A 24,593-nucleotide genomic window follows, 5' to 3' on the forward strand; every position below is an offset into this window, starting at 1 on the left:
TTCCAGGGAGGCGGGCGACCCTCCAGGGCCCTGCGGGCCCACCACAACCTCCGATCACGGTGGGCCCGCAGGGCCCTGGGTGAATCGTCGACCGGCATGACAGACGGTTCGACATTGATCAGCCCCATTCGGTGATCTCCAGCAAGAATTCTCGCGCCGGGTCCGGGCCCGTGCCGCCGGACGACCTCGCCTTCGAGAATGTCGAGGTCGTCCGGTGTCCCGTTCTCGTCGCGCATCCGGTCGATGGCGACGGCCACCCGGCCCTAGACGTCACCGAAAGAGCTGAAAGACGAGAACGAGAACGAAGGTAGCGCCCCCAGGAGGTCGACAGCTCCGCGGAGACGCACCACGGGGCGCGGTGAGTCCCTTTCACAAGGCAATCCCTGCCCCCCACCACCAGGAGGCGGGCTTTCGGTCTACCAAGGGTGATTACGAGGCTTGCGCAGCCAGAATCCATGCGGCTCTTCACCCGAGGACGGCTTCAGCCACGGCCGGAGCTCCCCCACCTCGTCCGGCACCGACTGGTGCACGAAGCGCGCATCCAATGCTGCCAGCAGAGCAGACAACTCCGTTTGGGCCTCGTCGGTCAGCGTGCCCATGGCAATCTGCAACTGATCACGCGAATCCAGATCATTGATGTATGCGCTGATCGGGTACTGCCCTGGCAGTTGCCAGCCGGACTCCATCCTGCGCACAAGATGCTCCCAAAACGAGAACAGATTCTTCACGGAATACAGTGGATCTGCAAATTTCTCACGAATGCTGGGCGAAACCCGAGATCGCTCGATTTCCAATCGGCAGGCGTCGTATTGAGAGACGCTGGCGATCACCGACGGAGTCAGCCTGGACCATGCCTCATCTGTATTCGGTGCCTCCGTCGACCTTTCATTCATCACGCTACTCCTAGAGTCGGCGCATGCAGTAGCTGTAGCCATCGGGTGGTCACTTCACCGTCAATGTCCCTGACGGCTGCCTTGCCAAGGCTGTTGTGCTCGAACCGGACAGTCCGGCCGAGGTTGTTCGCCCTTGAGGTCATCCGGTTGGCCGCGTCGTAGGTGTACGTCACGGTGCGACCATCGAAGTCGCACTCGGATATGAGGCGTCCGGCCGGATCGTACTCGTAGTGCCACTCCAGGCCCTGGGGATTGATGACACCCGTCATACGCAAGTTGGCATCGTGACTGAACTCGAAGCGAGCCCCGTCAGGCCTCGTTCGCGCTAGTGGCGTCCGGTCACTCCATCACAGTCAGCCGACCGTTCTCGTCATATGTGAAGCGACTGACGTGGCCCAGCGGATCCGTGTGGGACAACAGGCGGCCATAAGGGTCGTATTCGAAATGGGTCGCTGCGCCCAACGCATCGACGTCGGGGCACCTGTCTCGTCGTACTCGAAGGTGATCCAGCGGTTGTCACGGTCGTACCCGAATGCGTCGTGAGGAGTTCTCCTCGCGCTGTCGCTCGTACATCTCCTCGTACCAGTCGGGGCGTCCTTCTCGAACTTGCAGTCCCGCTCGGCAAGCAGGGGCCGCACTTTACCGATGGTCCGGGTGGCGGTGGCGCGGTCCATGACGAACCAGCAGGCCAGCACATCATGAGTGACACCGTGACGGAGATGAACGAGTCGCAGGGCACGACGGTTCATGGGGAGGCGTGGAGCACGCCTCTGCCTCTTCTCACAGGCCCGTCGCTTCCCTCGCATTTCGCCGTCCACCGACTTGCCGTCCCGAAAACGCCCGAACCCTTCCGCAACGCCCAACTACCGGCCGCGTTCGCACAGGTCAGAGCCACTCCCATAAGCATGGGGCCGCGGTTTGAACCGCGCCGAATCCCGACGCGAGCCTGGAGAGATACTCGCTGGTCCGGCAGGCCCAAGGCCCGTGTTCGGCGTCCGACAGCAGTCCCGAAGGCATCTCACGCTCAGCGACTACCACCCAGCGCAACGATGATGGCCTGAGCCGAGGTCAGCTCGTACAGCTGCCGGCCGTGCCCCAGCGGAGGAACTCCGTGCCTCCAGCGCTGTCGAGGACCGCCACCGCGTACTGGGCGTAGCCCCATTCCTGCCCCGCGCGGGATTCCGCGAGAACCGTCCGGCAGGCTGCGCCGGCGGCGACCTCTCCCCACTCGTCCCGCGTGTTCCGGTCCCACTCGGGCTTCGTGGCCCACACGTACATCACACCTTCATGCGGAGCGAAGCCGATGCTGGTGTTCTCGTCGCTGATGTAGCGGGGGTTCTCGACCAGCCGGGAGTTGGCGTTCCAGTCGGCAAAGAGCTGGTGGACCGCCTCGGTTGCCACTCTGATCTCGCGCTGGTCGACGCTGGGGATCCGGGCCGCGGCCAGTCCTTCTTCAGTGGGGTGCCAGCTCGATGCCTGCCCGAGGTCGGTGGAAGTGCGGTCGATGGTCTGCGTGATGCAGCCGGTGTTGGCACGGAAGTCGTCCTCCCACACGATCGCCGGTGCCGTGGACGCGGTGTTGTCGACCAGGACGTACTCGTCGTACGGAAGGTCCTTGTATATGTCTGCCATCATTCGCAGGGTGAAGCAGGCGTTCTTGGCCACTCCTTGCACAACGCGTGTATCCACGATCGGACCACTGATGGCTATGTAGAGCTCTCTCCGGGATGGGGCGTAGCTCACGTCGTACCGGCCGCTGTAGTTGTACTCCTCCCCCACACCGAGGCTGACATCGTGCCCGAGTGCGGCCCCGGTCTCGATCTCCGCCTCTCCCTTGGCGCGGCGAGCCGCACGCCACGTGGCGATCGTTGCCTCATCTGCGTCCGCAGAAGAGGGAGTCGACGCCGCGCTCACTGGAGCCTGAGAACTTGCTACGGATGGAGCGGAGGGCGACGCGGCAGCGGCCTTGGTGGGGGATGCACTGGCATGAGGGCCGGAACTTGACGAGGTCGTCCCCGTTTTGTCGGGTTGCAGAGCCAGCGCTCCACCTGCTAGACCACCGATGAGAGTGCCCACAGCCACCGCGATACCGATGATGTGCCTGCGTGAACGGGCAGGACGTCTCCAGTTCGGGTCGTCCAGCATGGGGAGGTCCCACCGGGCTGCGACGAGATCGCCCACCAGTGTCGGTTCCACGCCGGCCGGCGCGACCTGCGTGGCCTGTGCTGCTAGGAGGACGGTACATGCCTCGGCAGCGTGCCTCGCGGTGGCTCGGTCACCCGGCTCCTTGGCAAGAGCGCTACTCACGATGGCGTGGAGTTCACCGGGAAGACCACGCAGATCAGGCTCCTCGGACATGACCCGGTAAGCGACCGAGTCGGGGGCTCCCCCGCCGAAGGGCACGCGACCGGTGGCCGCGAAGGCTATGAGGGCACCCCAGGCGAACATGTCGCCCTCGGGACCCGTCGTTCCGGTACGGTAGTGCTCAGGGCTGATCCATCCTGGGGTGCCGGTCAGAATGCCGGTGCGCGTCACGGATGTGCCGTCGGCGGCGTGAGCGATGCCGAAGTCCAGGACGCGGGGACCGGCCGGGGTCAGGATGACGTTCTGCGGCTTGACGTCCCTGTGGACGACACCCGCGGCGTGAATGGTCGCGAGAGCCTGGGCTGTGCCCGCAGCAAAGGCGTAGAGGGTGCCACCGGCCAGCGACCCGTGCGCGGCGATGAACCGATCGAGGGTGAGCCCTGGGGCATAGGCAGTGGCCAGCCACGGCGACGGTGCTTCGACGTCAGCCGCAATCAGGGGTATGAGGCAGGGGCCCTGGACACGGACGGAGAGCTTCACCTCTCGGCGGAAGCGCGCCCGGAACTCCGCGTCGTCCGCCTGAGCAGGGTGGACGACCTTGACCGCGACCCGGAGACCAGCGGCGTCGAGGCCGGCGAACACCGTGCCCATGCCCCCTGAACCGAGGCGTCCGATGATCCGGTAGGGGCCAACGCGCTTGGGGTCACCGGGGTGGGCAACCAGCACCCGCCCACCAGAACGAGCACTGCTCACCGGGCTCCCGATCTCCTTCAAACGTGCAGCAGGCCAAAGGCCGGACGCATGCCGGTACCTGAAAGCTGGATATTAGCCGCGCGTCGAGGCGATAGGCACTGCCTTCTCAGGCAATGTTCGGCAGTGCTTCCTCATCGAGTGCACAAGAGCGAACGGAGCCGACGAGCCTCGCTCGCCGCGCTTCGTCGCTTTCGCCGCAGTGCGCCTTTTCATCGGTGCGCACCACGGCCCGGCCTCTCCTCGAGATTCGCCTGACTCTCCATCAGAACGAGCGTCAGGATACTGCCCATAACGCCGACACGACGCATACCACCAACCCGCGAAACCGCAGGTCTGAGCCCTAATTAACCAACTCCAGGATGGCCACACACTCCACATGATGCGTCATCGATAACGTGTACAACTCCAAGCCATCAAAGAAAGCCCAGGTCAGATGGGGTTGTCAGCCGCTGTCCGGGTGTCGCCCCGGGCCTGGAGCGTCAACTGAGCGTCACGGGCGCCTGACTTACTGCCTCGGACCAGAGGGCCGACGTCGCCACACCAAAGTCGTGCAAGACAGTGACTTGAGCGACAAGTGCAAGCCAGATTCTCCGCTCACCGGCGTCGGGCTGCACTCCGTCTCTCCGTCCCAGATAACTTTGAGCGGGTACACGGGTAAGTCGTGAGAGGTTGCCCTGCGACCTCTGACCGCGCTTGGGGGCGAACATGCTGTTTGAAGAGCTGACGGCGCTGGCGACAGAAAGCGGACAGGCACTGGTCCGGGCCGTGGGTACCGCGTTCTGGCCCGTGACGCAGCGTCGCACCGCAAAGTTGGTCGGCCGTGGTGACGCCGAGCGAGTGAAGGCGGAGCTTGTGCGGCTCGATCACACCGCGCAAGCGCTGACGCCCCCATCATCAGGCGATGCCGACGCAGAGCGGGCGCGACAGGAAGGGCTGTGGGCCGGACGGTTCGAAGCCCTACTGGACCGCCTCGACGGGGCCGAACAGAGCCGCGCAGCAGCAGAGTTGCGTGCACTCCTCGAATACCTCACTACCTCAGTCGGCGACACAGCCATCGACACCGGCAACGCGACAGCCCGCGACGGCGGCAGGGCGATCACAGGAATCCGGAACGCAGGCGGTAACCGTCCCGGCGCGTCGAAGGTCGCGCATACCGGAGACGCGGAAGCCTCCGGCCCCGGCTCCAAAGCCGTCACCGGAATCGCCAACGAATAGGCCGGCCCAGGAACGGCCAGAGGCATCGTGGATACGTTGCACACCCCAGAAGCCGACAATCGGCATCGCGCTCCGGATCAAACTCGCAGCGGTCTCCAACGGCAAGGAAAGCAGGGCCTATTACGGCCGGGGGATCACATCACCCTCCTCCGTCGCTCGCCGACACTGCCTTCCCCTCCTGCCCGCTGCAGCAGTGCTTGAACTTCCGCCCCCTCCGCATCATGCATGGACACGGCGCATTCCTCCGTGGCCGCACCACCGATAGCGGCACGGCTGCGCCAACAGCCTGCCCAAGGAGGATGGCCCGATTGAGGTACGTGGGGTCGTCGGCCACCATGCCCGGAAGGTTCCGGCCGACGATAACGATCAGCGAGCCATGGTGGGCCCGCTCGTACCAGCGAGGAAGGAAGTTGAGCGGCAGCCCCGGCAGGAGGTCGCCGTGAGGGCTGCTGAGAGTGAGTTTGTTGTCGACCAGGCGGGCCTGAAGGTCCCGGCCGGGGACGGGCGGCAGGTCGCGGAGGTCGAGGGGCTTGCCACCGTTATCGGTGTACAAGGTGCGCAAGTTGGTGAAGCCTGACTCCAGGAAGAGCCGGAGGATGACGTCCTCGATGCGGCGGCTGCCGTTGATCGCTCCCCAGCCGCCGTGGCAGTCGAGGACGATTCCGGCGCGGTCGCCGCCGAAGAGGATGCACTCGGCGTCGAGGCGTTCCGGTGAGCGATCGGGGGCCGGGCCGGTAAGTTCGATCACCTCGGAGAGGTGACAGTGGGAGTGCGCGAGCCGGAGCATCAGGTGGTCGACAGCCGGGTGGCGGAGGTAGAGGAGTTCGGCCTCGCCGGACTCGTCGATGATCAGATTGCATATAGTGCAGTACTGCCGGGAGTTGGCGAACCGGAGCGTGAGCGAATCCAGGTCGAATGCGGCGAGCGCCTGCTGCACGGTATCGGAGATCCGCACGCTTCGCAGCCGGGGCAGGGTGGGGGACGGCACCACTGCATTGTCGCGATCGTCCCGGAGGACGCGAGCGCGGAGTGATTCGAGGACGCGCAGGTCGACCGGGCTGGCACCCACGAGCTCCACGGGGCTCGGTACAATGCCGTCCGGGTCCGTCTCGTGGTGGAGTGCACTCAGGAAGACCAAAGTCTCTCCTGCCTCGGGCCAGTTGCCGAGCGCCTGATGGAGCGCGAAGGCCTGACGGGCGCGGGAACGCGCGGCCTCCGATGCGTGGAGGGCCTTCTCAGCGCGGGCCAGGTTGAACAGGCAGGTGGCGCGCAGCGGGCCATCGCCGAGACGTTCGCTGATCTGCAAGGCCGTACGAAAGGATGCTGCCGCGACGGTGTGGTCGCCGACCTCGGCGTGGCAGGAGCCGAGGTTGGTGTGCAGGGATGTCAGCACGCTGTCCATGCCGAGCTTTTCGGCGAGCGGAATGTTCTTAGTCATCAGGGCAACGGCTTCATCCCGGTTGCCGGTCTCCAGCATGCAGGTCGCGGCCTGCGCGCGGGCGGAGAGGAGGACATGGAGATCTTTGTGCTCGGCAGCGGCTCGCGCAGTCTGTTCGTACTGGTCGGCTGCTTCGTCCCATCGCCCAGCCCGTGCGTGGATGTTGGCCAGTGCCATCCGGCAGTGCAGGACGCCTTCGACGTCGTCGTGCTGTTCGCAGTCGTTGAGTGCCGTTGTGATCGCGGACAGGGCTTCGGTGTGCTGGCCGCGTCGTGAGTGGAGGACAGCCAGAGCGCGCGTCGCCCGGGCCCGGGTGCAGGGGGAGGCGGCGTCGCTGAAGTCGGAGACTACGGACCGCAGCATGCGTGCGCCGTCCTGCCACTGCCCCGCGACGACCAGGGCCTCTCCCAGCGCCGCCCGCACCTGGGCGAGCGCCCGACTCTCGTCAGTGGCGGCGAGAGACTGCTCCGCTTCAGTTAGCAGGCGGACGGCGTCTCCGATCCTCCCGCGGTGCCACAGCAACTGGGCTCGCTTCCGCAGGACATCTGCCTGAAGGATCGGGTTGCCGGACTCTTGGGCCATGTCCGACGCAATCGCGAACTGCGACTCCGCCGTGTCGTGGTGCCCGATACCGCCGCTGTACGAGGCGAGATAGGTCAGGGAGCGCGCCGCATGCTGGTGGTCTCCGATTCCGATGGCGAGCTCGGCACACTGCGCGAGGTAGGTTGCGGCCCGGTCGAGGTCAGCGCGATGCGCGGCACCCTCACCGAGCCGGAACAACGCCCGGACCTGGCCCTGCACGTCACCCGTCTCCTGATGGATAGACAGGGCTGCCTCAAGCGGCCCGGCCGGAGCAGACTCCGGCCGGGCGCTGGCCGGGACCGCCGCAAGGTCCATCAGCGCCTGCGCCTCCCACTCCCGGCTGCCGATGACTCGTGCCCGCTCGATGTCCCGGACGGACTCCTCCGCCGCCTCCGCCTCGCGGCCCATGCTGCTGAGCAGTCTGGCGACCGACCGCGCAGCGAGCATCTCACCGAAGCCACTGCTCCGGCTCAGGTCCCGACTGTTGCGCAGGTAGTTCTCGGCCCGGCGGATCTGTCCGACCGCCAGGTACGCCTGGCCCAGGTTGCCTAGGGCAAGCGCTAGTGCCTGATGATGCCCGGCGGTCCTCCAGTAGGGCAGTCCATTTCGCAGGTACTTGATGGCGTCACGAGGCCGGCCCAAGTTGATCAGCAGTGTCCCCAGACCGAGCTGTGCCATGAAAAGTTGCTCGGCTTCGTTGGCCGCGCGCGCCGTTTCAGCGCAATGGTGGAATAGATCAGCCGCATCCTGGCTCTCACCGAGGTGTGCGGCAACGACGGCCCGGTTGTGCAGCGCAGTGGCCGTCCAGTTGGGGTGTCCGGCCAGCTCCCCGGCCTCCTGTACGCACTGGTAGACGCGGTCCAGCTCCTTCCAGTGACTAGCAACCCGCAAGTGCTCGGTGAGCGTGAAGGCGACAAGCAGTAGGTGGTCCCAGGCCTCGTACTGCCGGGCCATCTCGACGAGAGCGACAGCGCCGGGACGGTCCTCGTCCAGCGACCGCAGCGCTGCGGGACTGCTCTCGGCAGGGACGGTCGCCTCCTCGTCCAGAAAACCGATCGCATCGGTAGACGACCGCACACGGACGGCCGTGACGAGACAGGCATGACGAACAACATCCGCCCGTTGTGTGCCCGACCACGGCTCGGACGTCAGCCGGGCGAAGCGGTGCTGAATTTCGTGCATCACGAATCGGTCGTCGTCGATCTGCTCGATGAGGCTGAGCTCGACCAGCGAGTCGAGGAGCGCGGCTGTGTCCGTGAGGTCGTCGTCGTTGATCTCGTCCAGCGAACGCTGTGCGATGACCGCTGCGACGACATCGACGGTGAACGACATGTGCGGCAGGACGCCGAGCGCGGAGAAGACCTGCGCCTGGTCATGTTCGAGTGCGTCGAAGCTCTGCTGGAACACAGGCTGCAGCGCGGTCTGACCGGCGACAAGGGCTTTGACACTACGGTCCGGATTGGTGATCTCGGACAGGTAGCGGTCGGCGTTCACCCGGGGCCGCCGGGCCAGATGCGCCGCGGCGATGTGCAGGGCGAGTGGGTGACCGGCGCACGCCGCGGACAACGCGGTCGCCTGCTCGCCGGTCAGCCGACCAGGACCGGCGACCGACCATACGAGCTCCTCGCTGGGCGCGCCCGGCAGTGGACCGAGGTCGATGAGGCGGACCAGGCCACTTAGCCCACTGAGCTTGACCCGGCTGGTTCCTACCAGTGCGAACGGGCCGTCGATGGAGAGGATCTCAAGGAGCGCTTCCTCCGAAACGATGTCGTCGACGAGCAGCAGGACACACTTGTCGGCGAGCGTCGTCCGTAGCAGCGTTAGTTGCTGGTCACGGCGATCCGGCAGGGGATGCTCTGGCGGAAAGAGCACGTGGAGAATCGATGACACGAGGTCCGTGGGGCCGGTCAACAGCGCGAGATTAATGTGAAACTGGCCGTCCGGGTACCGCTCTGCGGCAAGCCGGGACATGCGCAGGGCGACGTCACTCTTCCCGATGCCAGGAGCCCCAGTCACCACAACCGCCGCCCGGCTGCCGCCGTCCGTGCGCCGCAGCACGTCAAGGCCGGTGGAGATCTCCGCCTCGCGCCCGAACAGGCGTGAGCGCCGTTCGCCGGGCAGGACGGAGTCCTGCACCGAGCGAGACTGCAGGGAGGGCAGTGTCACACGGACGTCGCCCGCCACGTTCCCAGTGATTGCGACCCCACCGTGCGAGGCGTATGCCGCCCCCGTCGCCTTGACTGAGACGGAGCCGGGCGCGCCGGGCACTGTCGCTGCGCTGACTCCGGTGATCGCGGTGCCGCCGTCCGTCGCGCGGGCGTCGCCGCTGTCCCGCACCTCGGCGCCTGGCCGTGCGTCGCCAAACCCGTTCTCGTCCTCCATCGATTCGCTCCCGGAGACTAGCTGTAGTCGACCCCGGTGCCGGCATTACTACCGGCACCGTCAGCCTTGGCGTCACCAGTCCGATCCACCCACACCATTCCCGTGCCCGCCCCACCGGGCCTACGGATCCCGGTGTGCGCGGACCCACCACCAGACGCCTTCGCCTGGCCTGTATCCGTGGCCGAATCCCCACGGCCGGGCTGCAACCACGCCCACACCAGCGCTGCAACCCCGGTACCAGCCTGCAACGAAGCCCCAACCAGCTCCCCCCTCCCTGGACCGTTCAGCAACCACACCATCGGCGTCGCCGCGATGCAGGCCACTCCAATCACGATCAGCGCAATCTTCCACGGCCGTGTCACGCCGTCCCGCCTTCCCCCTGGCCAGCCTTTCCGCAGGTATAGCAAGGACGTTCCTGCCATTGCCACTGGTTCCAGCGGTCTGCGTGTACTTGGAGCGATCGACGTGCGATGCCGTCCAGACCCAGGTAGGTGCCGACAGCGAAGGCCTCATGTCGGCCATCAGGACACGGGCAGGGCCCAGGGACGCTCCGGCGGGTCGAACTTGCCGGCCGAGACATCGGGGAGGGAGCCGGCGGGCAGCCGCCGCCCAGGCTCGACCTCCCAGATGACGGAGAGGGTGCCGCTGTAGCGGCCCTCCTCGACACTGTTGAGGGTCACGAGCGAGACCGCACCTGGTTTGCCGGTCCCGCCCATGTCCGCCCCGACCTGGTCGACCTCGGCCACGGCCCAGCGCAGGCCCCGGACCTCGACGAGGTCGCCGATCTCGGGTACCGCCCGCTCGTCGGCGGCCTCGGTGCTGCGGCGGACCGCCCGCTGTGCCACACCTGCCAGGTCGGTGGTCGGCGTCGTCATCGCTCTGCGCACTCCTCTTACCGCCCCGGCCTGGGCGAATACGTCAAACACAGCCATTCAAACACGTGGGCGGCGGCCCACCGGCCCCACTCCGGCACGGTCAGACACCCGGCGTACCGGTATTGTCACAGCACGTCGAAACCGGTGATCCGGGACAGCTCGTGATAGTTGCCGCGCCGTGTCAGGTCGCCCTCGATCCGAAGGTCCCGCCGGTCCCGGTGGGCGTCAGTGGCTCGGTCGTACTCGGCTTCCGTGAGGTGGATGTGGATCTGCCGTTCCTGACCGACGAGGTCACCGTTCTCCCGCATCAGCCGGGCCACGACGGTCACATCACCGGGACCGATGTCGGCGGCGCGCTTGAGCTTCGTGGTCCGGCCCACGATCGTCACGCCGCGCTCGGGCGCCTGACGCCGCAGGTCCTGCGCGCCTTCACGCAGGATCCGCACATCTCTCGGCGAGAACTCCAACGGGCCGCTCCCGTACGGCACGGGCCAGCGCGGCGACCAGCCGAACGAGAGCGAGAACCCGTGCAGCGGCGCCTGGTCCCGCCCCTCACGCCCATCGTGGCCTCCCATGCCGGCGAGCGCCTCGCAGAGGTCGGCCGAGACTCCCTCGTCGACTGCTGACGTGAACGGGTCCGCGTCATCGAGATCGTCGGCATCGTACGCCGCCGATCGAGCCGCGCTCACCGCCTCGTACATCCGACGGGAGACTTGGCGGGCGAACGGCTCCGGCGCCATGTCCCACTCGGGCACGTCCTCAAAGAGGTGTCCCTGCGGCCCTTCCTCCGGCAACGGCACCTGGACCTGGAAGACGTAACTTCCCGGCGCCGACGGGCCGAACCGGGCGCTGTCGACGAAGTCCTTGGCCCGCTGGGGCTTACGCCGTGGATGGACCAGCCTCGGCCCGTCCAGAACGGTGTCGCACGCGGCCGCCATCAGCAGGTCCCGCGCACTCGTGACCGCGAGCACCGCCGCCTGCACCGGGATGGTGCCCGAGGGCGTGCGCGGCATGGTGCGGATGTACTGCACGTCGAGCCCGGACAGGGTCAGGTCCTGGTGGACGGCGGCCGGGGGCCTCCCCTCCAGCTCGGCCAGCATGCCGATCAGATCGGCCATGCGGTCCGTGTAGTCGGCGAGCTCGCGGTCCAGAGGAAGCAGCACGCGGCGTGGCCTACCGTCCCACTCACGCTCCCAGCGGGCGCTGTAGCGGACGCGGCCGCCCGGGCGCCAGCCCCTCTGGTACAGATAACGTTCCACGTCGCGCGGCCGCAGCCGCTTCAACTCACGCTCGGGCACCCCTACTGCCGTCATGGTGCGGGCACCTCCTCGCACGCCCTGTGGAAGAACTCGTGCAGCGCGTCGACCGTGAGCAGATTCTCCCTCGGGACAGTGACGGTGACACTCTTCTGTCCCTGCTGAATCGGAAGCGGGCGGTCTTCCAGCGAGACCCAGTACGCTGAGTGCCAGAGGACCAACTCAAGCTCGCTCACGCGGATGTAGGTGGCTGGATCCTGTGGCACCAGGACGACCACCAGGTAGCACGGCACCTGCCGTCGGCCGCGCAACCGCTTGAACTGGTCGATCGTCAGGGTGATCTTGAGGCCGTCGGTCAGGTCGAGGTCGCCCATCCTCCGTGTCTTCACCTGAAGGGCGATCTGGACATCGAGCTCGGGATCCTCGTGATCCCGCCCGAGGATCATGTCCTTGCCGATGTCCGGATAGGGCACAGCCACCTGGAAGCCCGCCGCAGCGGCGATGGCGGCCACGAAGGTCTCCCCGTACCACCCCTGGTGGTTGTTGTGCTCCATCCGCCCCCGCGCTCCGGTCGCAGGCCACCCGCCACGCGCCCACGCCCCGGAGTGACACCGATCACTGCCCGGCAGAGTAACCGAGCAGTGATCTTGCGTTAAGGGCAGATCCGGCCAGAGGCTTCGACTGTGTCAGGTCGCGTAGGGCGGGTTCACTCGGCGCCCTCGGGGGCATCGTCGACAGGCCGGCGGGCCTCCGCGAGCGCGACCGTGTGGACGAACCACTCCAGGACGCCGCGCAGCTCCTCGCCCTTGTCGGCGAAGACCTCCAGCGGGAACGAGGGGCGCAGGTCCAGCTTCGCCTCCGCGAGGTCGACGCCCTCCACCTCGTTCAGCCGCGCCATCAGCTCACGTCGCAGCACCTCGTCGTCGAAGGGCGGCCGGCGCTTCAGGTGCTGGAAGACCACCTCGGCGGTGCCCGTCACCGGATACAGGGCCAGGGGCCAGAGCGATCGGGCGCGAGCGCCGTCCAGGGACAGCATCGGGAAGCAGCTGGTCTCGCTCTTCTTCCCGTAGTCGAAAGAGCCGCCCTGCTCATCCCAGAACCGCAGGGTCGCGAGCACCCCCTCCACCGTGCCGGGAGTCTGGTTGTCGCGCAGCAGGGTCTCGAATCGTGCCGTCGCGGTCTCCCCGTCGACCATGCCCCGGGAGTCTCCCGCCCCCTCGGCGGTTCGAACCGGCGTCTCGTCCTCGAAGTCGTCCTTGCCCACCAGAGCAGCCAGGTCCGCCGCCGTGAGCCGATGGGCCCGGCGCGCGCGACCCCACTCGTCGAACGGAACGCCCTCGGACTCCAGAACGCTCCGTGGGGCGGGCGCATTCTCCTGTCCCTCGGGCCAGCGGAAACCGGGCGAGATCTTGCCATCGGCCATCAGCACGCGATAGGCCCCGTGCAGCGCGGGACGCGTGCTGATGTGACTGCCTACCGCAACGGCATGGGTACCGATGAGAGCGGCGAGGTCACCGTACGTCGTCCACGTACCGGCCGGCATGCTCAGCAGTGCCTGGCGCAGCTCACCCCAACCGACCCACTCGGCGTTGGCGTGGACCACCCCGTCGATCGGTCCGGGCCACAGCTCCACGGCCCGGTCGCTCATCTCCTCGGCCCGCGCGAGGATCTCCGCCCTCCCCCAGCGCTCCTGGGCCGCGATGTGCTGGTTCATGCGCAGGGCGCTGGAGTCCAGGATCTGCTGCTTGCGGTGGAAGGGGTGGTTGGAGAGGCGGGTGTTGTCGCCGGAGAGCGTGAGGTTGCCGAGAGTGTGCACCAGCTGGGTGTGCAGCTCCTCCGGGCTCTCGGTCTCTCCGGCCTCCTCCGCGAGGAGGTCGAACCACTGCTGGGCGGGGTGCTGCGGCAGCACGTGCTCCACGGTGAGCTTCGCCTTGCCGTAGTCGACGGGCTCGCTGGCGGCATAGCTCTCCTCGAAGCGGCGCAGGATCTCGAAGCGCTGGTGCGAACGTCCCGACTTGTAGAAGGGGCGGCTGCGGATCGACTCCCGCGTCACCATGTCGGAGGGCCAGACCCGTGTCCCCGTCTTGGCGGACAGAGCACGTCGTACCGCGTCCGCGAGCAAGCGGCCGTTCTCCAGCTCCTTCTCCACCTCCTTGGGCAGTTCCATGAAGGTGCGGTTGTTGCCCGTGGTGGAGTTGCCGGCGAACAGACGACGCACCATGTAGCTCTCGGCGTACGCGAGAGCGGCGGTCGCCTCCTTGGGGTCACAGTGCCCCTCGTCCAGCCGGTCGAGCAGCTGGAGCGCGAGCGGATAGTGGGTCTGGCCGCCCCAGCGGGCAAGCCGCTCCAGGACCTCGCGCAGACCGGGGTCGCTCTCCCGCGACGGCTCGACGATCCGCATGAGGCGACCGGCCCGCACGTACAGCCGCGAGACCTCCGCCTCCAGTGCGTCCTCGTCCGAGCTGATCGGTTCGAGGCGCTTCTTCTGGTCCCGGTAGATCTCGCTCTGCTTGGCCCGGTTGTCGCCGTCGACGACCAGGTCGAGCCAGACGAGCAGCTCCAGCCTGGCCGGGCCGAGCAGCTCCTGCATCGGCAGCCACAAGGTGCGGTAGACGGTCTCGCCACGCTTGGGAAGGCACATGAACAGGTAGTTGCGCAGCAGATCGCTCTGACTGAGGCCGACACCCGTGTTGTTGATGGACTCGAAGATCCGGTACACGTTGTCACCCTCGGCGGCGGTGATCGACACGATGGAGAGGAAGTCCCTGAGTACGGACTCCACAGCGGCGGTCCAATTCTCGGCGGCGCGCTCCTCACCCTCGGTCAGCGCTGCCAGGAAGAACCGGTAAGCGCCACCGATGTTGCCCGCGCCACCGGCCGTGGGGAGTGACTCCACGCAGGCGACGAACGCCTCACGGTCGGCTTGCGTCGGCAGGAGACGGTAGTGGTCGCTCCCGTCCTGGTAACCGTTGACCAGGATGAGGTCGTGGATGCGGGCGGCCTTCTTCTTCCGCCCGCGAGCACGGTGATGATCCCGCAGGGCGGTGAAGGCGAGCATCAGCGTGGTCAGACGCTGCTGGCCGTCCACGACGAGCCAGCGCTGCATCCCGCCCGCCGCGACCCGCTCCGGCGCGAGCACAACCGACCCGAGGAAGTGAGCCGCCGGCTCCCTGTCCTCCAGCTTGTCCTCGACGAGTTCCAGCACGTCGTCCCACAACTGCCGCAGCTCGTCACGCTGCCAGGTGTAGGTGCGCTGATACAGCGGGACCTGGAACTGCGTCTCGCCGTGGACCAGCTTGCTGAACGTCGTCTCCTGCGCGTGCACGCCCATCCCCTCCCCGACTATTGCCCCGTCGGCCCGCCATTGTGCCGTATTTGGGTACGGTGATCAGCGGAATCGACAACCGTACGACCGGGGGCGCACGATGGCGACACTGGGAATCCACAAGGACTTCCTCCTGGAATTCGCCAAGCTGGAGAAGCCTGTCCAGAAACGAGTGCACGAGGTCTTCGACAAGTTCCGGGAGCACCGGCACGCGGGCCTGCACCTGGAGAAGATGGAGAAGTCCCGCGACCCGCGCATCCGGACCCTCCGCATCAACCAGTTCATGCGCGGCGTGGTGCTGGCTCCGGAGGTGGGGGACAGCTTCCTCTTGCTCAAGGTCATGCCTCACGACGATGCCATCGCCTGGGCGGTCAAGCACCGGGCGACCGTCAACTCGGCCACCCACGGCATCGAGTTGCGCGACGACGTCGCTCTGGAACGCGCCACCGCCGGCGTCGAAGCCCTTCCGGGCGATCCGTCCGGGGCCGCCGATGACACCGGAGGTCTGTTTGGAAAGGTCGCCGACAAGGACCTGATCAAGCTGGGCATCGACGCCGACCTGCTTCCCCTGGTCCGACATCTCGGCACCGAGACGCATCTCGACGCACTGCACAAGATCCTTCCCGAGCAGCAGTACGACGTGTTGGCCGGGCTTGCGGCGGGCATGACGCCGGAGGACGTGTGGCGCGAGGTCGTCGCCGTACAGCTGGAGCAGCGCCCCGCGACCCCGCGCGAAGCCCGGGCGCCACGGACCGAGCCGCCCGTGCCCCCGGTCGAGCAGGACGAGTTCTCCGCGGCCATGGCACGTTCCCAGGGGCGGATCGCGCTCGTCTCCGGCCCCGACGAGTTGACGGACATCCTGTCCCGGCCCTTCGACGCCTGGCGGATCTTCCTCCATCCCAGCCAGCGCAAGCTCGCCTACCGTTCCTCGTACACGGGCCCGGCGCGCGTCACCGGCGGTCCTGGTACCGGGAAAACCGTGGTCGCGCTGCACCGCGCCCTGCACCTCGCTCGGCGGCTGCCGGCGGACGCACCCGACGAGTCGATCCTCTTGACCACCTTCACCCGCGACCTCGCGGCCGACCTGCGCAGCAACCTCGAACTGCTGATCCCCGAGCCCGCGCTGCGCGCGAAGATCCGGGTCGTCAACGTGGACGCCCTTGCCAACCAGATCGTCCGGGAGGACCGCGGCGCACCGCTGGCGTTGGTGGCCGCACAGAAGGAGATCCTCGCCCGCTGGAGCCGGGCCGCCCAGAGGCTGGAGATCGATTTCACCAACGTCTTCCTTGACCAGGAATGGCGGCACGTCATCCTGGCCCAGGACCTCCGGTCGCCGGAGACGTACCTGAAGGCTTCCCGCTCCGGGCGTGGAGCCGCGCTCAGCCCGCTCAAGCGGGCCCAGGTGTGGCGCGCCGTCGAAGCGTTCACCCAGGAGCTACGCCGGGCCGACGAGTGGACCTTCCTCCAGGTGTGCGCGGAGGCCGCGCGCATCCTTCAGGACCGAGGCGGGGACCGCCCCTTCCGCCATGTGGTGATCGACGAGGCGCAGGATCTCCACCCTGCCCAGTGGCGCATGCTGCGCGCTCTGGTCACCCCGGGGCCGGACGACCTCTTCATCGCGGGCGACACCCACCAACGGATCTACGGGAACCGGGTGTCCTTGCGCGGTCTCGGCATCTCGGTGGCCGGCCGGTCGACCCGGCTGCGCATCAACTACCGCACGACAAAGGAGATCCTGACCTGGTCGATCCGGCTCCTCGCGGACGCAAGCGTGGACGACATGGACGGCGGGCAGGACTCACTCGTCGGCTACCGGTCCGCGTACCGGGGCGCCAGGCCGGAACTCGGAGGCGCAGCCACAAAGCCGGAGGAGATCGCGGGCCTGGTCACCCGGATCTCCGAGTGGATCGGGACGGGGGTCGCACCGCACGAGATCGGTGTCGCCGTGCGGTACGCCCAGCTGGGCAAGGACATCGCCCAGGCCTTGGGGCAGGCGGGGATTCCCGCGCTCGTCCTGGGGGCGTCGGCGGCAGCCGGTGACGGAGTCCGGATCGGGACCATGCATCGCATGAAGGGGCTCGAATTCCGCTGCGTGGCCGTCGCCGGTGTGAACGACACGGTCGTGCCGATGCAGAGCGCCCTCACCCCGGAGAAGGTCGACCCCCAGCAGCACCGGGAGGATCTCATGGGTGAACTGAGTCTGTTGTTCGTCGCCTGCACGCGGGCGAGGGACGCCTTGCGTGTTTCCTGGCACGGCATCCCGAGCCCCTTCCTCCCCGAGCGGGTCACCACCTGAGGCCGTCGGCCCATGGGACAGAGCAACGTCGGAACGGCCTTTCGGCCCTGCTTCACAGGCTGTGCTCGTCCATCAGTCGCATCAAGTTGCGCTTGCGCTTCTGAGTGGCGCGCGAGAAACCGCAGGTCAGCGGCCCTTCTCAGCAGGCTCAAGGATCGCGACGCACTCCACATGATGCGTCATCGGAAACAGATCGAACGCCCGCAGCGTCCGCACCCGGTACCCGCCGTCCCGGAAGTACGCCAGGTCGCGTGCCAGTGCCGCCGGGTCGCAGGCGACGTAGGCGATGCGGCGGGCGCCCAGGCCCGTGAGGTGTTTGACGACCTGCTTGCCGGCGCCTGCGCGGGGCGGGTCGAGGACGATCAGGTCGCATTCGGTGATGCCGGTGCGCGGGAGGATCTGGTCGACCTTGCCGTGTTCGATGCGGACGCGGTCCAGGTCCTTCAGGTTGTGGCGGGCGTCCTCGACGGCGCGCTTGCCGGACTCGATGCCGAGGACGGCGCCCTTTTCGCCGATGCGCTGGCCGATGGCGCCGGCGAACAGGCCGACGCCGCAGTAGAGGTCGAGGGCCATGTCGTTCTTGCGGGGCAGGAGACCCTGCATGACGGCGCGGACCAGGGTGTTGGCGGCCTGCGGGTGGACCTGCCAGAAGCCGCCGGAGCCGACGCGGTAGGTGCGGTCGTCGGCGCGCTCGCGGACGAAGGCGCGGCCGTGCACGCGGTGGACGCCGCCGTCGCGCTCGTCGACGCGCATCACCGAGACGGGCTTGTCGAGCTCGACCAGGGGCAGCCGGCCGCCGGGCCTCGGGGTGAGGATGACCTGGCGGTCGTGGGAACCCGTGGCGGCGATGGCCTCCACCGTGGCCATGCCGGGCCAGTCGCGCTTCTCGATGCCGAGCTCCGTGACACCGGGGGCCGCGATCAGGCAGCGCTCGACGGGCTCCACGTCGTGCGAGCGGTGCTTGCGCAGGCCGACCTTGCCGTCCTCGTCGATGGCGTACTGGACCCGGGTGCGCCAGGCGGGAACCTCGCCCGCCGGGAGCTTGTCGCCCTCGGCCGGCATGACCGTGCCGTCCCAGCCCGCCTCCTCGGGAGTGAGGCCCGCGAGACGCTGGAGCTGTTCGGCGATCACTTCGCCCTTGAGGCGGCGCTGGGCACCGGGCTTGGCGTGCTGCCAGTCGCAGCCGCCGCACTTGCCGGGGCCGGCGTACGGGCAGGGCGCCTCGACGCGGTCCTTGGACGCCTCGATGATGCGTACCGCGTCGGCGCGCAGGAAGCGGGAGTCGCTCTCGCCGTCGGTGACCCTGGCGATCACCTTCTCGCCGGGGAGCGTGTGCCGTACGAAGAGGACCCGGCCCTCCGAGGTGCGGGCGATGCAGTGGCCGCCGTGTGCGACGGGGCCGACCTCGACCTCGTACTCCTCCCCGACCAGCGACGACGTGGGTTCGTTCTGCATGAGGGGGTGGCTCCAGAGATCAAGGGGAAACGGCCGGACAACAACCTACGATTCTACGTGGGTGTCGTCCGGCCGTTTACCACGAACGGAAGCGGGCAGGGCGGTCAGCTCTTGGCGCTGGGTTCCTTGGGCCTGCGCTCCACCGGGCCGCGGCGCACCGAGCCCGGCGCGTTCCACTCGGCGCGCTTCCTGGCGCGCTTCTTGGCCGCCTCGGAGGACTCCAGCTGATACGGCACGGAGGTCACCATGACGCCCGGGGTGAACAGCAGCCGCCCCTTGAGGCGCAGGGCGCTCTGGTTGTGGAGGAGGTGCTCGTACCAGTGGCCGACCACGTACTCCGGGATGTACACGCTCACCACGTCGCGCGGACTCTCCCGGCGCAGGCTCTTCACGTAGTCGATGACCGGCCGGGTCACCTCGCGGTACGGGGAGTCGAGGATCTTCAGCGGGATGTCGACGCCGCGTCGCTCCCATTCGTCCTTGAGCGCCTTGGTCTCGGCCGGGTCGACGCTGATGGAGAGCGCCTCCAGCCGGTCGGAGCGGATCAGCTTGGCGTAGGCGAGGGCGCGCAGGGTGGGCCGGTGGAGCTTGGAGACCAGGACGATCGAGTGGACCCTGGAGGGCCGGATCGTCTCGTCGGACGGGGTCTCGTCGGCGGCGATCTCCTCGGCGACCCGGTCGTAGTGCTTCCGGATCGCGGTCATCGTCGCGAAGAAGATGCACATCCCGAGCAGGGCGACCCAGGCACCGTGGGTGAACTTGGTGACCAGGACGACCACGAGGACGAGGCCGGTCAGGAAGGCACCGAAGGCGTTGATCGCGCGGGAGCGGATCATGTGGCGGCGCTTGTCGGCGTCCTTCTCCGTGCGCAGGTGGCGGTTCCAATGGCGGACCATGCCGGTCTGGCTGAGCGTGAAGGACACGAACACACCGACGATGTAGAGCTGGATCAGCCGGGTCGAGTCGGCGCCGTAGATGACGACGAGCAGGGCGGCCGCGCCGGCGAGCAGCACGATGCCGTTGGAGAAGGCGAGGCGGTCGCCGCGGGTGTGCAGCTGGCGCGGCAGGTAGCGGTCCTGGGCGAGGATCGAGCCGAGCACCGGGAAGCCGTTGTACGCCGTGTTCGCCGCGAGGAACAGCACCAGGGCGGTGGCCGCGGCGAGCACGATGAACAGGAAGCTGCCGTTGCCGAAGACGGCCTCGGCGACCTGCGTGATCACCGGGTCCTGCACATAGCCGGGGCCGACCGGCACACCGTTCTTCAGCAGGTCGTGCCCCGGGTTCTCGGCCATCCGGACGTCGGTGACCAGGGCGAGGGCGATGATGCCGACGAGCATGGTGATGGCGAGCGCGCCCATCATCGTCAGCGTCGTCGCCGCGTTCTTGGACTTGGGCTTGCGGAAGGCCGGGACGCCGTTGGAGACCGCCTCGACGCCGGTGAGCGCGGCACAGCCGGAGGAGAAGGCGCGCAGCAGCAGGAAGACGAGGGCGAAGCCCGCGAGGCCCTCCTCCTCCGCCTTGATGTGGAAGTCGGCGGTGGGCGCGCGCATGGTGTCGCCGAGCACGAGAGTGCGGTAGGCACCCCACGCGATCATGATGAAGACGCCCACGACGAATACGTACGTCGGAATCGCGAAGAGCGAGCCGGACTCCTTGACGCCGCGCAGGTTCATCAGCGTCAGCAGCAGGATCACCGCGACGGCGCACAGCACCTTGTGCTCGACCACGAACGGGATCGCCGAGCCCAGGTTCTCGATGCCGGAGGTGATGGAGACGGCGACGGTGAGGACGTAGTCCACGAGCAGCGCACTGGCGACCGTCAGGCCGGCCTTGGGGCCGAGGTTGGTGGTGGCGACCTCGTAGTCGCCACCACCGCTGGGGTACGCGTGCACGTTCTGCCGGTACGACGCCACCACGGTGAACATCACCACCACGACCGCCAGGGCGATCCACGGGCTGAAGTGGTACGCCGAAACACCCGCGACGGACAGGACGAGGAGAACCTCGCCGGGCGCGTAGGCAACGGAGGACAAGGCGTCGGAGGCGAAGACGGGGAGGGCGATGCGCTTCGGCAGGAGCGTTTCTCCGAGCCGGTCACTGCGCAGTGCGCGCCCGATCAGGATCCGTTTGGGCACGTCGGTCAGTTTGGACACGCAGAGGATCGTAAGCGTTCCGTATGGAAGCCGCGGACCCACCACCCCCGTGGCCCCGTAATCTCCTGCGCTCGGGCGAAAAAGCCACGAAATCCTTAACGAAATCCTTGCACTAGGCGTCCGCGAAAAGAGCGCTGTATCCATTCAATGCGGGCTGACCACCGAGATGTGCGTAAAGGACGGTGGAATCCCGGGTGATCTCCCCGCGCCCCACGAGATCGATCGTTCCCGCCATCGACTTCCCCTCGTACACGGGGTCGGTGACCATGCCCTCGGTACGGGCGGCCAGCCGCATGGCGTCGAGGGTCGTGTCGTCGGGGATGCCGTAGGTGCCCGCGTGGTAGCGCTCGTCGAGCTCGATGTCGTCCACGGCGAGTTCCCGGCGGACCCCGATGAGCCGTGCGGTGGAGGCCGCGATCCGGGCGATCTGCTCGCGGGTACGGGCGGGCTCGGCGGAGGCGTCGACGCCCAGTACGCGTCGTGGGCGGGCGCCGGCCTCCTCCAGCGCGGCGAAGCCCGCGACCATGCCGGCCTGGGTGGAGCCGGTCACCGAGCAGACGACCACGGTGTCGAAGAACACACCGAGCGCGCGTTCCTGCTCGGCCACCTCGTACGCCCAGTTCGCGAAGCCGAGCCCGCCCAGCGGGTGGTCGGAAGCGCCCGCGGGGATGGCGTACGGCTGGCCGCCGCCCTCCTCCACCTCGCGCAGCGCCTGCTCCCAGCTCTCCTTGACCCCGATGCCGAATCCGGCGTGCACCAGACGGATGTCGGCGCCGGCCAGACGGCTGATCAGGATGTTGCCGACCTTGTCGTAGACGGCGTCGGGCCACTCGACCCAGCTCTCCTGGATGAGTACGCACTTGAGACCGGCGCGGGCGGCGACCGCCGCGACCTGGCGGGTGTGGTTGGACTGGACGCCGCCGATGGATACGAGGGTGTCGCAGCCCTTCGCGAGGGCGTCGGCGACGAGGTATTCGAGCTTGCGGGTCTTGTTGCCGCCGTAGGCGATGCCGGAGTTGCAGTCCTCCCGCTTGGCCCAGACCTCGGCGCCGCCGAGGTGCTCGGTGAGCCGGTCGAGCCGGTGCACGGGCGAGGGGCCGAAGAGGAGGGGGTAGCGGTCGTACGAAGAGATCGAGATCGACACGGGGGCTCCCTTGGTCGGGGCGGGGTGGACGATGGGTCAGCGGGGTGGACGGTGGGTCAATCGAGCGGCTCGTCGGCCAGTTCTTCGAGCGCCCGCCAGATCTCGGCGGTGATCCGGACCGCGGCCTCGGCGTCACGCGCCGCGCACGCCTCGATCAGCTGATCGTGCAGCTCCGCGGAGCCGTGCGCGGAGCCGGCCGTGCCGAACTGCCGCCACTCCAGGCGCCGGATCAAGGGCGTGTAGCGCTCGACGGTGGCGTCCACGGCCCGGTTGCCGCAGGCGGTGACGAGGACGTCGTGGAGCAGGTCGTCGGCGCGCAGCGCCTCCGCCACGTCGCCGCGGCCGGCCGCCTTGCGGAACCGGTCGTTGGCCGCGCGCATCACGGTGATGTCCGCGTCCACGAGGTGGGGGACGGCGGTCCTGGCGGCCAGTTCCTGCATGGCTCGTACGACGGCCGCGGCATCCCGGACGTCGCCCGGCACCAGCCGGGTCACCCGGGTGTAGCTCTGCGGCTTGGACTCGACAAGGCCCTCACCTGCGAGCCGCGACAGCGCGTCGCGGACCGGGGCCCGGGAGAGGCCGAGGCGTTCGGCGAGGTCCGCGTCGCGGACGGGGGCACCGGGCGGGATGTCACCGCGGACGATGGCGTCGCGGATCGCTTCGTAGGCGGTGTCCCGCAACAGGGTCCGCCGGACGGGGCGCAGGGTCTCCATGAACTGACATGTTAGATGTCTGTTCGCTTCGTACTCAAGGGTCGCGCCGTGCGGAAAGGGACGCTTCTCAAGGGGCGCCTCGTTGGTTCGTCCGCGGCCCCGACCGGCGGTCCTGGCCGTCCGCCGCTCGGGGCGCGGCGAAAGCGCACTCGGATGAGGCTTCGCACTCCGGGCCGCATAAGCTCATCCTGGGCAACGGGACACACCGTTGCCCCGTTGTTTTGCCCGGCAAGCTGAGAAAGAAGTGTGAGCAGGGTGTTTTCGCAGGTCAGCCGGACGACCAGGACTGCGAGGTAGGCGCAAGGTGCACATCGTCATCATGGGCTGCGGGCGAGTAGGAGCCGCTCTCGCGCAGACCCTGGAGCAGCAGGGGCACACGGTCGCCGTCGTCGACCAGGACCCGACGGCGTTCCGTCGTCTCGGTTCCGGATTCGGCGGACGGCGCGTCACGGGTGTCGGCTTCGACCAGGACACCCTCCGCGAGGCGGGTATCGAGGAGGCCGGTGCGTTCGCCGCGGTGAGCAGCGGCGACAACTCGAACATCATCGCCGCCCGGGTGGCCCGCGAGATGTTCGGCATCGAGAATGTCGCGGCGCGGATCTACGACCCCCGGCGTGCCGAGGTCTACCAGCGTCTCGGCATCCCCACGGTCGCCACTGTGCGCTGGACCGCGGACCAGATGCTGCGGCGGCTGCTGCCTTCCGGCGCCGAGCCGCTGTGGCGGGATCCGAGCGGCGGTGTGCAGCTCGCGGAGGTGCACACCACCCCGTCCTGGATCGGCCACAAGATCAGCACGCTGCAGGAGGAGACGGGCGTCCGCGTGGCGTTCCTCACCCGGCTGGGCGAAGCCATACTGCCGACCTCGCAGACGGTGCTGCAGGAGGGCGACCTGGTCCACGTGATGATGCGTACGGACGAGATCGCGAAGGTCGAGGCGGCCTTCGCCGAGGGTCCTGAGGAGGGCGGTCACTGATGCGTGTCGCGATTGCCGGGGCCGGTGCGGTGGGCCGTTCCATCGCGGGCGAACTGCTGGAGAACGGGCACGAGGTGCTGCTCGTCGACAAGGCGCCGACCGCCATCTCGGTGGAGCGGGTGCCGATGGCCGAGTGGCTGCTGGCGGACGCCTGCGAGATCACCTCGCTCGACGAGGCGGCGCTGCAACGCTGCAACGTCGTGATCGCCGCGACCGGCGACGACAAGGTGAACCTGGTCGTCTCGCTGCTCGCCAAGACGGAGTACGGCGTGCCGAGGGTCGTCGCCCGGGTCAACAACCCGAAGAACGAGTGGCTGTTCAACGAGGCCTGGGGCGTCGATGTCGCGGTCTCGACGCCGCGCCTGATGTCGGCCCTGGTCGAGGAGGCGGTGAGCGTCGGCGATCTGGTCCGGCTGCTGCGCTTCAGCCACGGTGACGCCAACCTGGTCGAGCTGACACTGCCCCCGGAGTCGGCGCTGGCCGGCACCCGGGTCGGTGAAGTGGCCTGGCCCGAGGACACCTCGCTGGTCACCATCATCCGCGGGCAGCGGGTTCTGACGCCGAACACCGAGGAGACCCTGGAGGCCGGCGACGAGCTGCTGTTCGTGGCCGCGCAGGCACGCGAGGAGCAGCTGGAGGACCTGCTGTCGGTGCGCCGGGGCGACTCGGACGACTGATCCGCAGGGCGTGCATCGGGGCAGAAGTACGGGAGGGGGGCGGGGCCCGGGGGGGCCCGGGGGGGGCCCCCCCCCCCCGGGGGGGGCGGGGGGGGGGGGGCGCGCGGGGGGGGCGGGCGCGCGCCCCCCGGGGCGCGCGCGCGCCCCGCGGGGGGGCGC

Annotated in this window: 17 protein-coding genes and 1 pseudogene; 4 read left to right on the forward strand and 14 right to left on the reverse strand. The window is 68.2% G+C overall.

Going from position 1 to position 24,593, the window contains the following annotated elements:
• Positions 1–416: 416 nt before the first annotated feature.
• From ACFYY1_RS24225 to ACFYY1_RS24245, 5 genes and pseudogenes are all read right to left on the reverse strand, one after another.
• Positions 417–830, reverse strand: a complete 414-nt coding sequence (locus ACFYY1_RS24225) for a hypothetical protein (protein WP_388588993.1) — start codon at positions 828–830, stop codon at positions 417–419.
• A gap of 62 nt (positions 831–892) precedes the next feature.
• Positions 893–1,162 (reverse strand): RHS repeat domain-containing protein, encoded by a 270-nt coding sequence (locus tag ACFYY1_RS24230; RefSeq protein ID WP_388588995.1) that lies wholly within the window; start codon positions 1,160–1,162, stop codon positions 893–895.
• 70 nt (positions 1,163–1,232) lie between these two features.
• A complete protein-coding gene (locus ACFYY1_RS24235) occupies positions 1,233–1,355 on the reverse strand; it encodes an RHS repeat domain-containing protein (RefSeq protein ID WP_388588997.1) in 123 nt (40 codons plus the stop codon).
• A 164-nt stretch (positions 1,356–1,519) separates the two neighbouring features.
• Positions 1,520–1,699 (reverse strand): annotated as a pseudogene (locus ACFYY1_RS24240) (transposase family protein); the annotation flags it as partial.
• A gap of 262 nt (positions 1,700–1,961) precedes the next feature.
• A complete protein-coding gene (locus tag ACFYY1_RS24245; protein ID WP_388588999.1) occupies positions 1,962–3,950 on the reverse strand; it encodes a serine/threonine-protein kinase in 1,989 nt (662 codons plus the stop codon).
• A gap of 705 nt (positions 3,951–4,655) precedes the next feature.
• Here ACFYY1_RS24245 and ACFYY1_RS24250 point away from each other — a divergent pair.
• Positions 4,656–5,165, forward strand: a complete 510-nt coding sequence (locus ACFYY1_RS24250) for a hypothetical protein (RefSeq protein WP_388589001.1) — start codon at positions 4,656–4,658, stop codon at positions 5,163–5,165.
• 139 nt (positions 5,166–5,304) lie between these two features.
• On the opposite strand, the gene ACFYY1_RS24255 is transcribed toward ACFYY1_RS24250, so the two are convergent.
• From ACFYY1_RS24255 to ACFYY1_RS24275, 5 genes are all read right to left on the reverse strand, one after another.
• Positions 5,305–9,567: a tetratricopeptide repeat protein gene (locus ACFYY1_RS24255; RefSeq protein ID WP_388589003.1), complete on the reverse strand. Its 4,263-nt coding sequence runs from the start codon at positions 9,565–9,567 to the stop codon at positions 5,305–5,307.
• Positions 9,568–10,088: 521 nt separating this feature from the next.
• Positions 10,089–10,442 (reverse strand): hypothetical protein, encoded by a 354-nt coding sequence (locus ACFYY1_RS24260; protein WP_388589006.1) that lies wholly within the window; start codon positions 10,440–10,442, stop codon positions 10,089–10,091.
• Positions 10,443–10,567: 125 nt separating this feature from the next.
• Complete coding sequence (locus ACFYY1_RS24265; RefSeq protein WP_388589007.1) at positions 10,568–11,755, reverse strand: hypothetical protein; 1,188 nt, start codon at positions 11,753–11,755, stop codon at positions 10,568–10,570.
• The gene (locus tag ACFYY1_RS24270; protein WP_388589009.1) at positions 11,752–12,252 is read right to left on the reverse strand and encodes a DUF4365 domain-containing protein; all 501 of its coding nucleotides are present in this window, start codon (positions 12,250–12,252) and stop codon (positions 11,752–11,754) included. The genes ACFYY1_RS24265 and ACFYY1_RS24270 overlap by 4 nt, the downstream gene beginning before the upstream one ends.
• A 152-nt stretch (positions 12,253–12,404) precedes the next feature.
• Entirely contained in the window at positions 12,405–15,029 is a 2,625-nt protein-coding gene (locus tag ACFYY1_RS24275; protein ID WP_388589011.1) for a DUF262 domain-containing protein, read from the reverse strand.
• A gap of 94 nt (positions 15,030–15,123) precedes the next feature.
• On the opposite strand from ACFYY1_RS24275, the gene ACFYY1_RS24280 reads away from it, so the two are divergent.
• Positions 15,124–17,319: a UvrD-helicase domain-containing protein gene (locus ACFYY1_RS24280; RefSeq protein ID WP_388589013.1), complete on the forward strand. Its 2,196-nt coding sequence runs from the start codon at positions 15,124–15,126 to the stop codon at positions 17,317–17,319.
• A 126-nt stretch (positions 17,320–17,445) separates the two neighbouring features.
• Here the strand turns inward: ACFYY1_RS24280 and ACFYY1_RS24285 are convergent, their stop codons facing one another.
• The 4 genes from ACFYY1_RS24285 to ACFYY1_RS24300 all read right to left on the reverse strand — a co-directional run bounded on the left by ACFYY1_RS24285 (position 17,446) and on the right by ACFYY1_RS24300 (position 22,784).
• Positions 17,446–18,774, reverse strand: coding sequence for a class I SAM-dependent RNA methyltransferase (locus ACFYY1_RS24285; RefSeq protein WP_376625490.1), 1,329 nt, complete (start codon positions 18,772–18,774; stop codon positions 17,446–17,448).
• Positions 18,775–18,878: 104 nt separating this feature from the next.
• Entirely contained in the window at positions 18,879–20,927 is a 2,049-nt protein-coding gene (locus ACFYY1_RS24290) for an APC family permease (RefSeq protein ID WP_388589016.1), read from the reverse strand.
• Positions 20,928–21,039: 112 nt separating this feature from the next.
• Entirely contained in the window at positions 21,040–22,065 is a 1,026-nt protein-coding gene (locus tag ACFYY1_RS24295) for a 1-aminocyclopropane-1-carboxylate deaminase (protein ID WP_388589169.1), read from the reverse strand.
• 62 nt (positions 22,066–22,127) lie between these two features.
• A complete protein-coding gene (locus ACFYY1_RS24300) occupies positions 22,128–22,784 on the reverse strand; it encodes a GntR family transcriptional regulator (RefSeq protein ID WP_388589019.1) in 657 nt (218 codons plus the stop codon).
• Between the two features lie 304 nt (positions 22,785–23,088).
• Between ACFYY1_RS24300 and ACFYY1_RS24305 the strand changes: the two genes are divergently transcribed.
• Together ACFYY1_RS24305 and ACFYY1_RS24310 are read left to right on the forward strand one after the other, a co-directional pair.
• Positions 23,089–23,757, forward strand: a complete 669-nt coding sequence (locus tag ACFYY1_RS24305; RefSeq protein ID WP_124721011.1) for a TrkA family potassium uptake protein — start codon at positions 23,089–23,091, stop codon at positions 23,755–23,757.
• Positions 23,757–24,434, forward strand: coding sequence for a TrkA family potassium uptake protein (locus ACFYY1_RS24310; RefSeq protein ID WP_342283882.1), 678 nt, complete (start codon positions 23,757–23,759; stop codon positions 24,432–24,434). The genes ACFYY1_RS24305 and ACFYY1_RS24310 overlap by 1 nt, the downstream gene beginning before the upstream one ends.
• Positions 24,435–24,593: the final 159 nt, after the last annotated feature.

The organism is Streptomyces sp. NPDC001890 (genome assembly GCF_042891445.1).
In the GTDB taxonomy this organism is placed as follows: domain Bacteria; phylum Actinomycetota; class Actinomycetes; order Streptomycetales; family Streptomycetaceae; genus Streptomyces.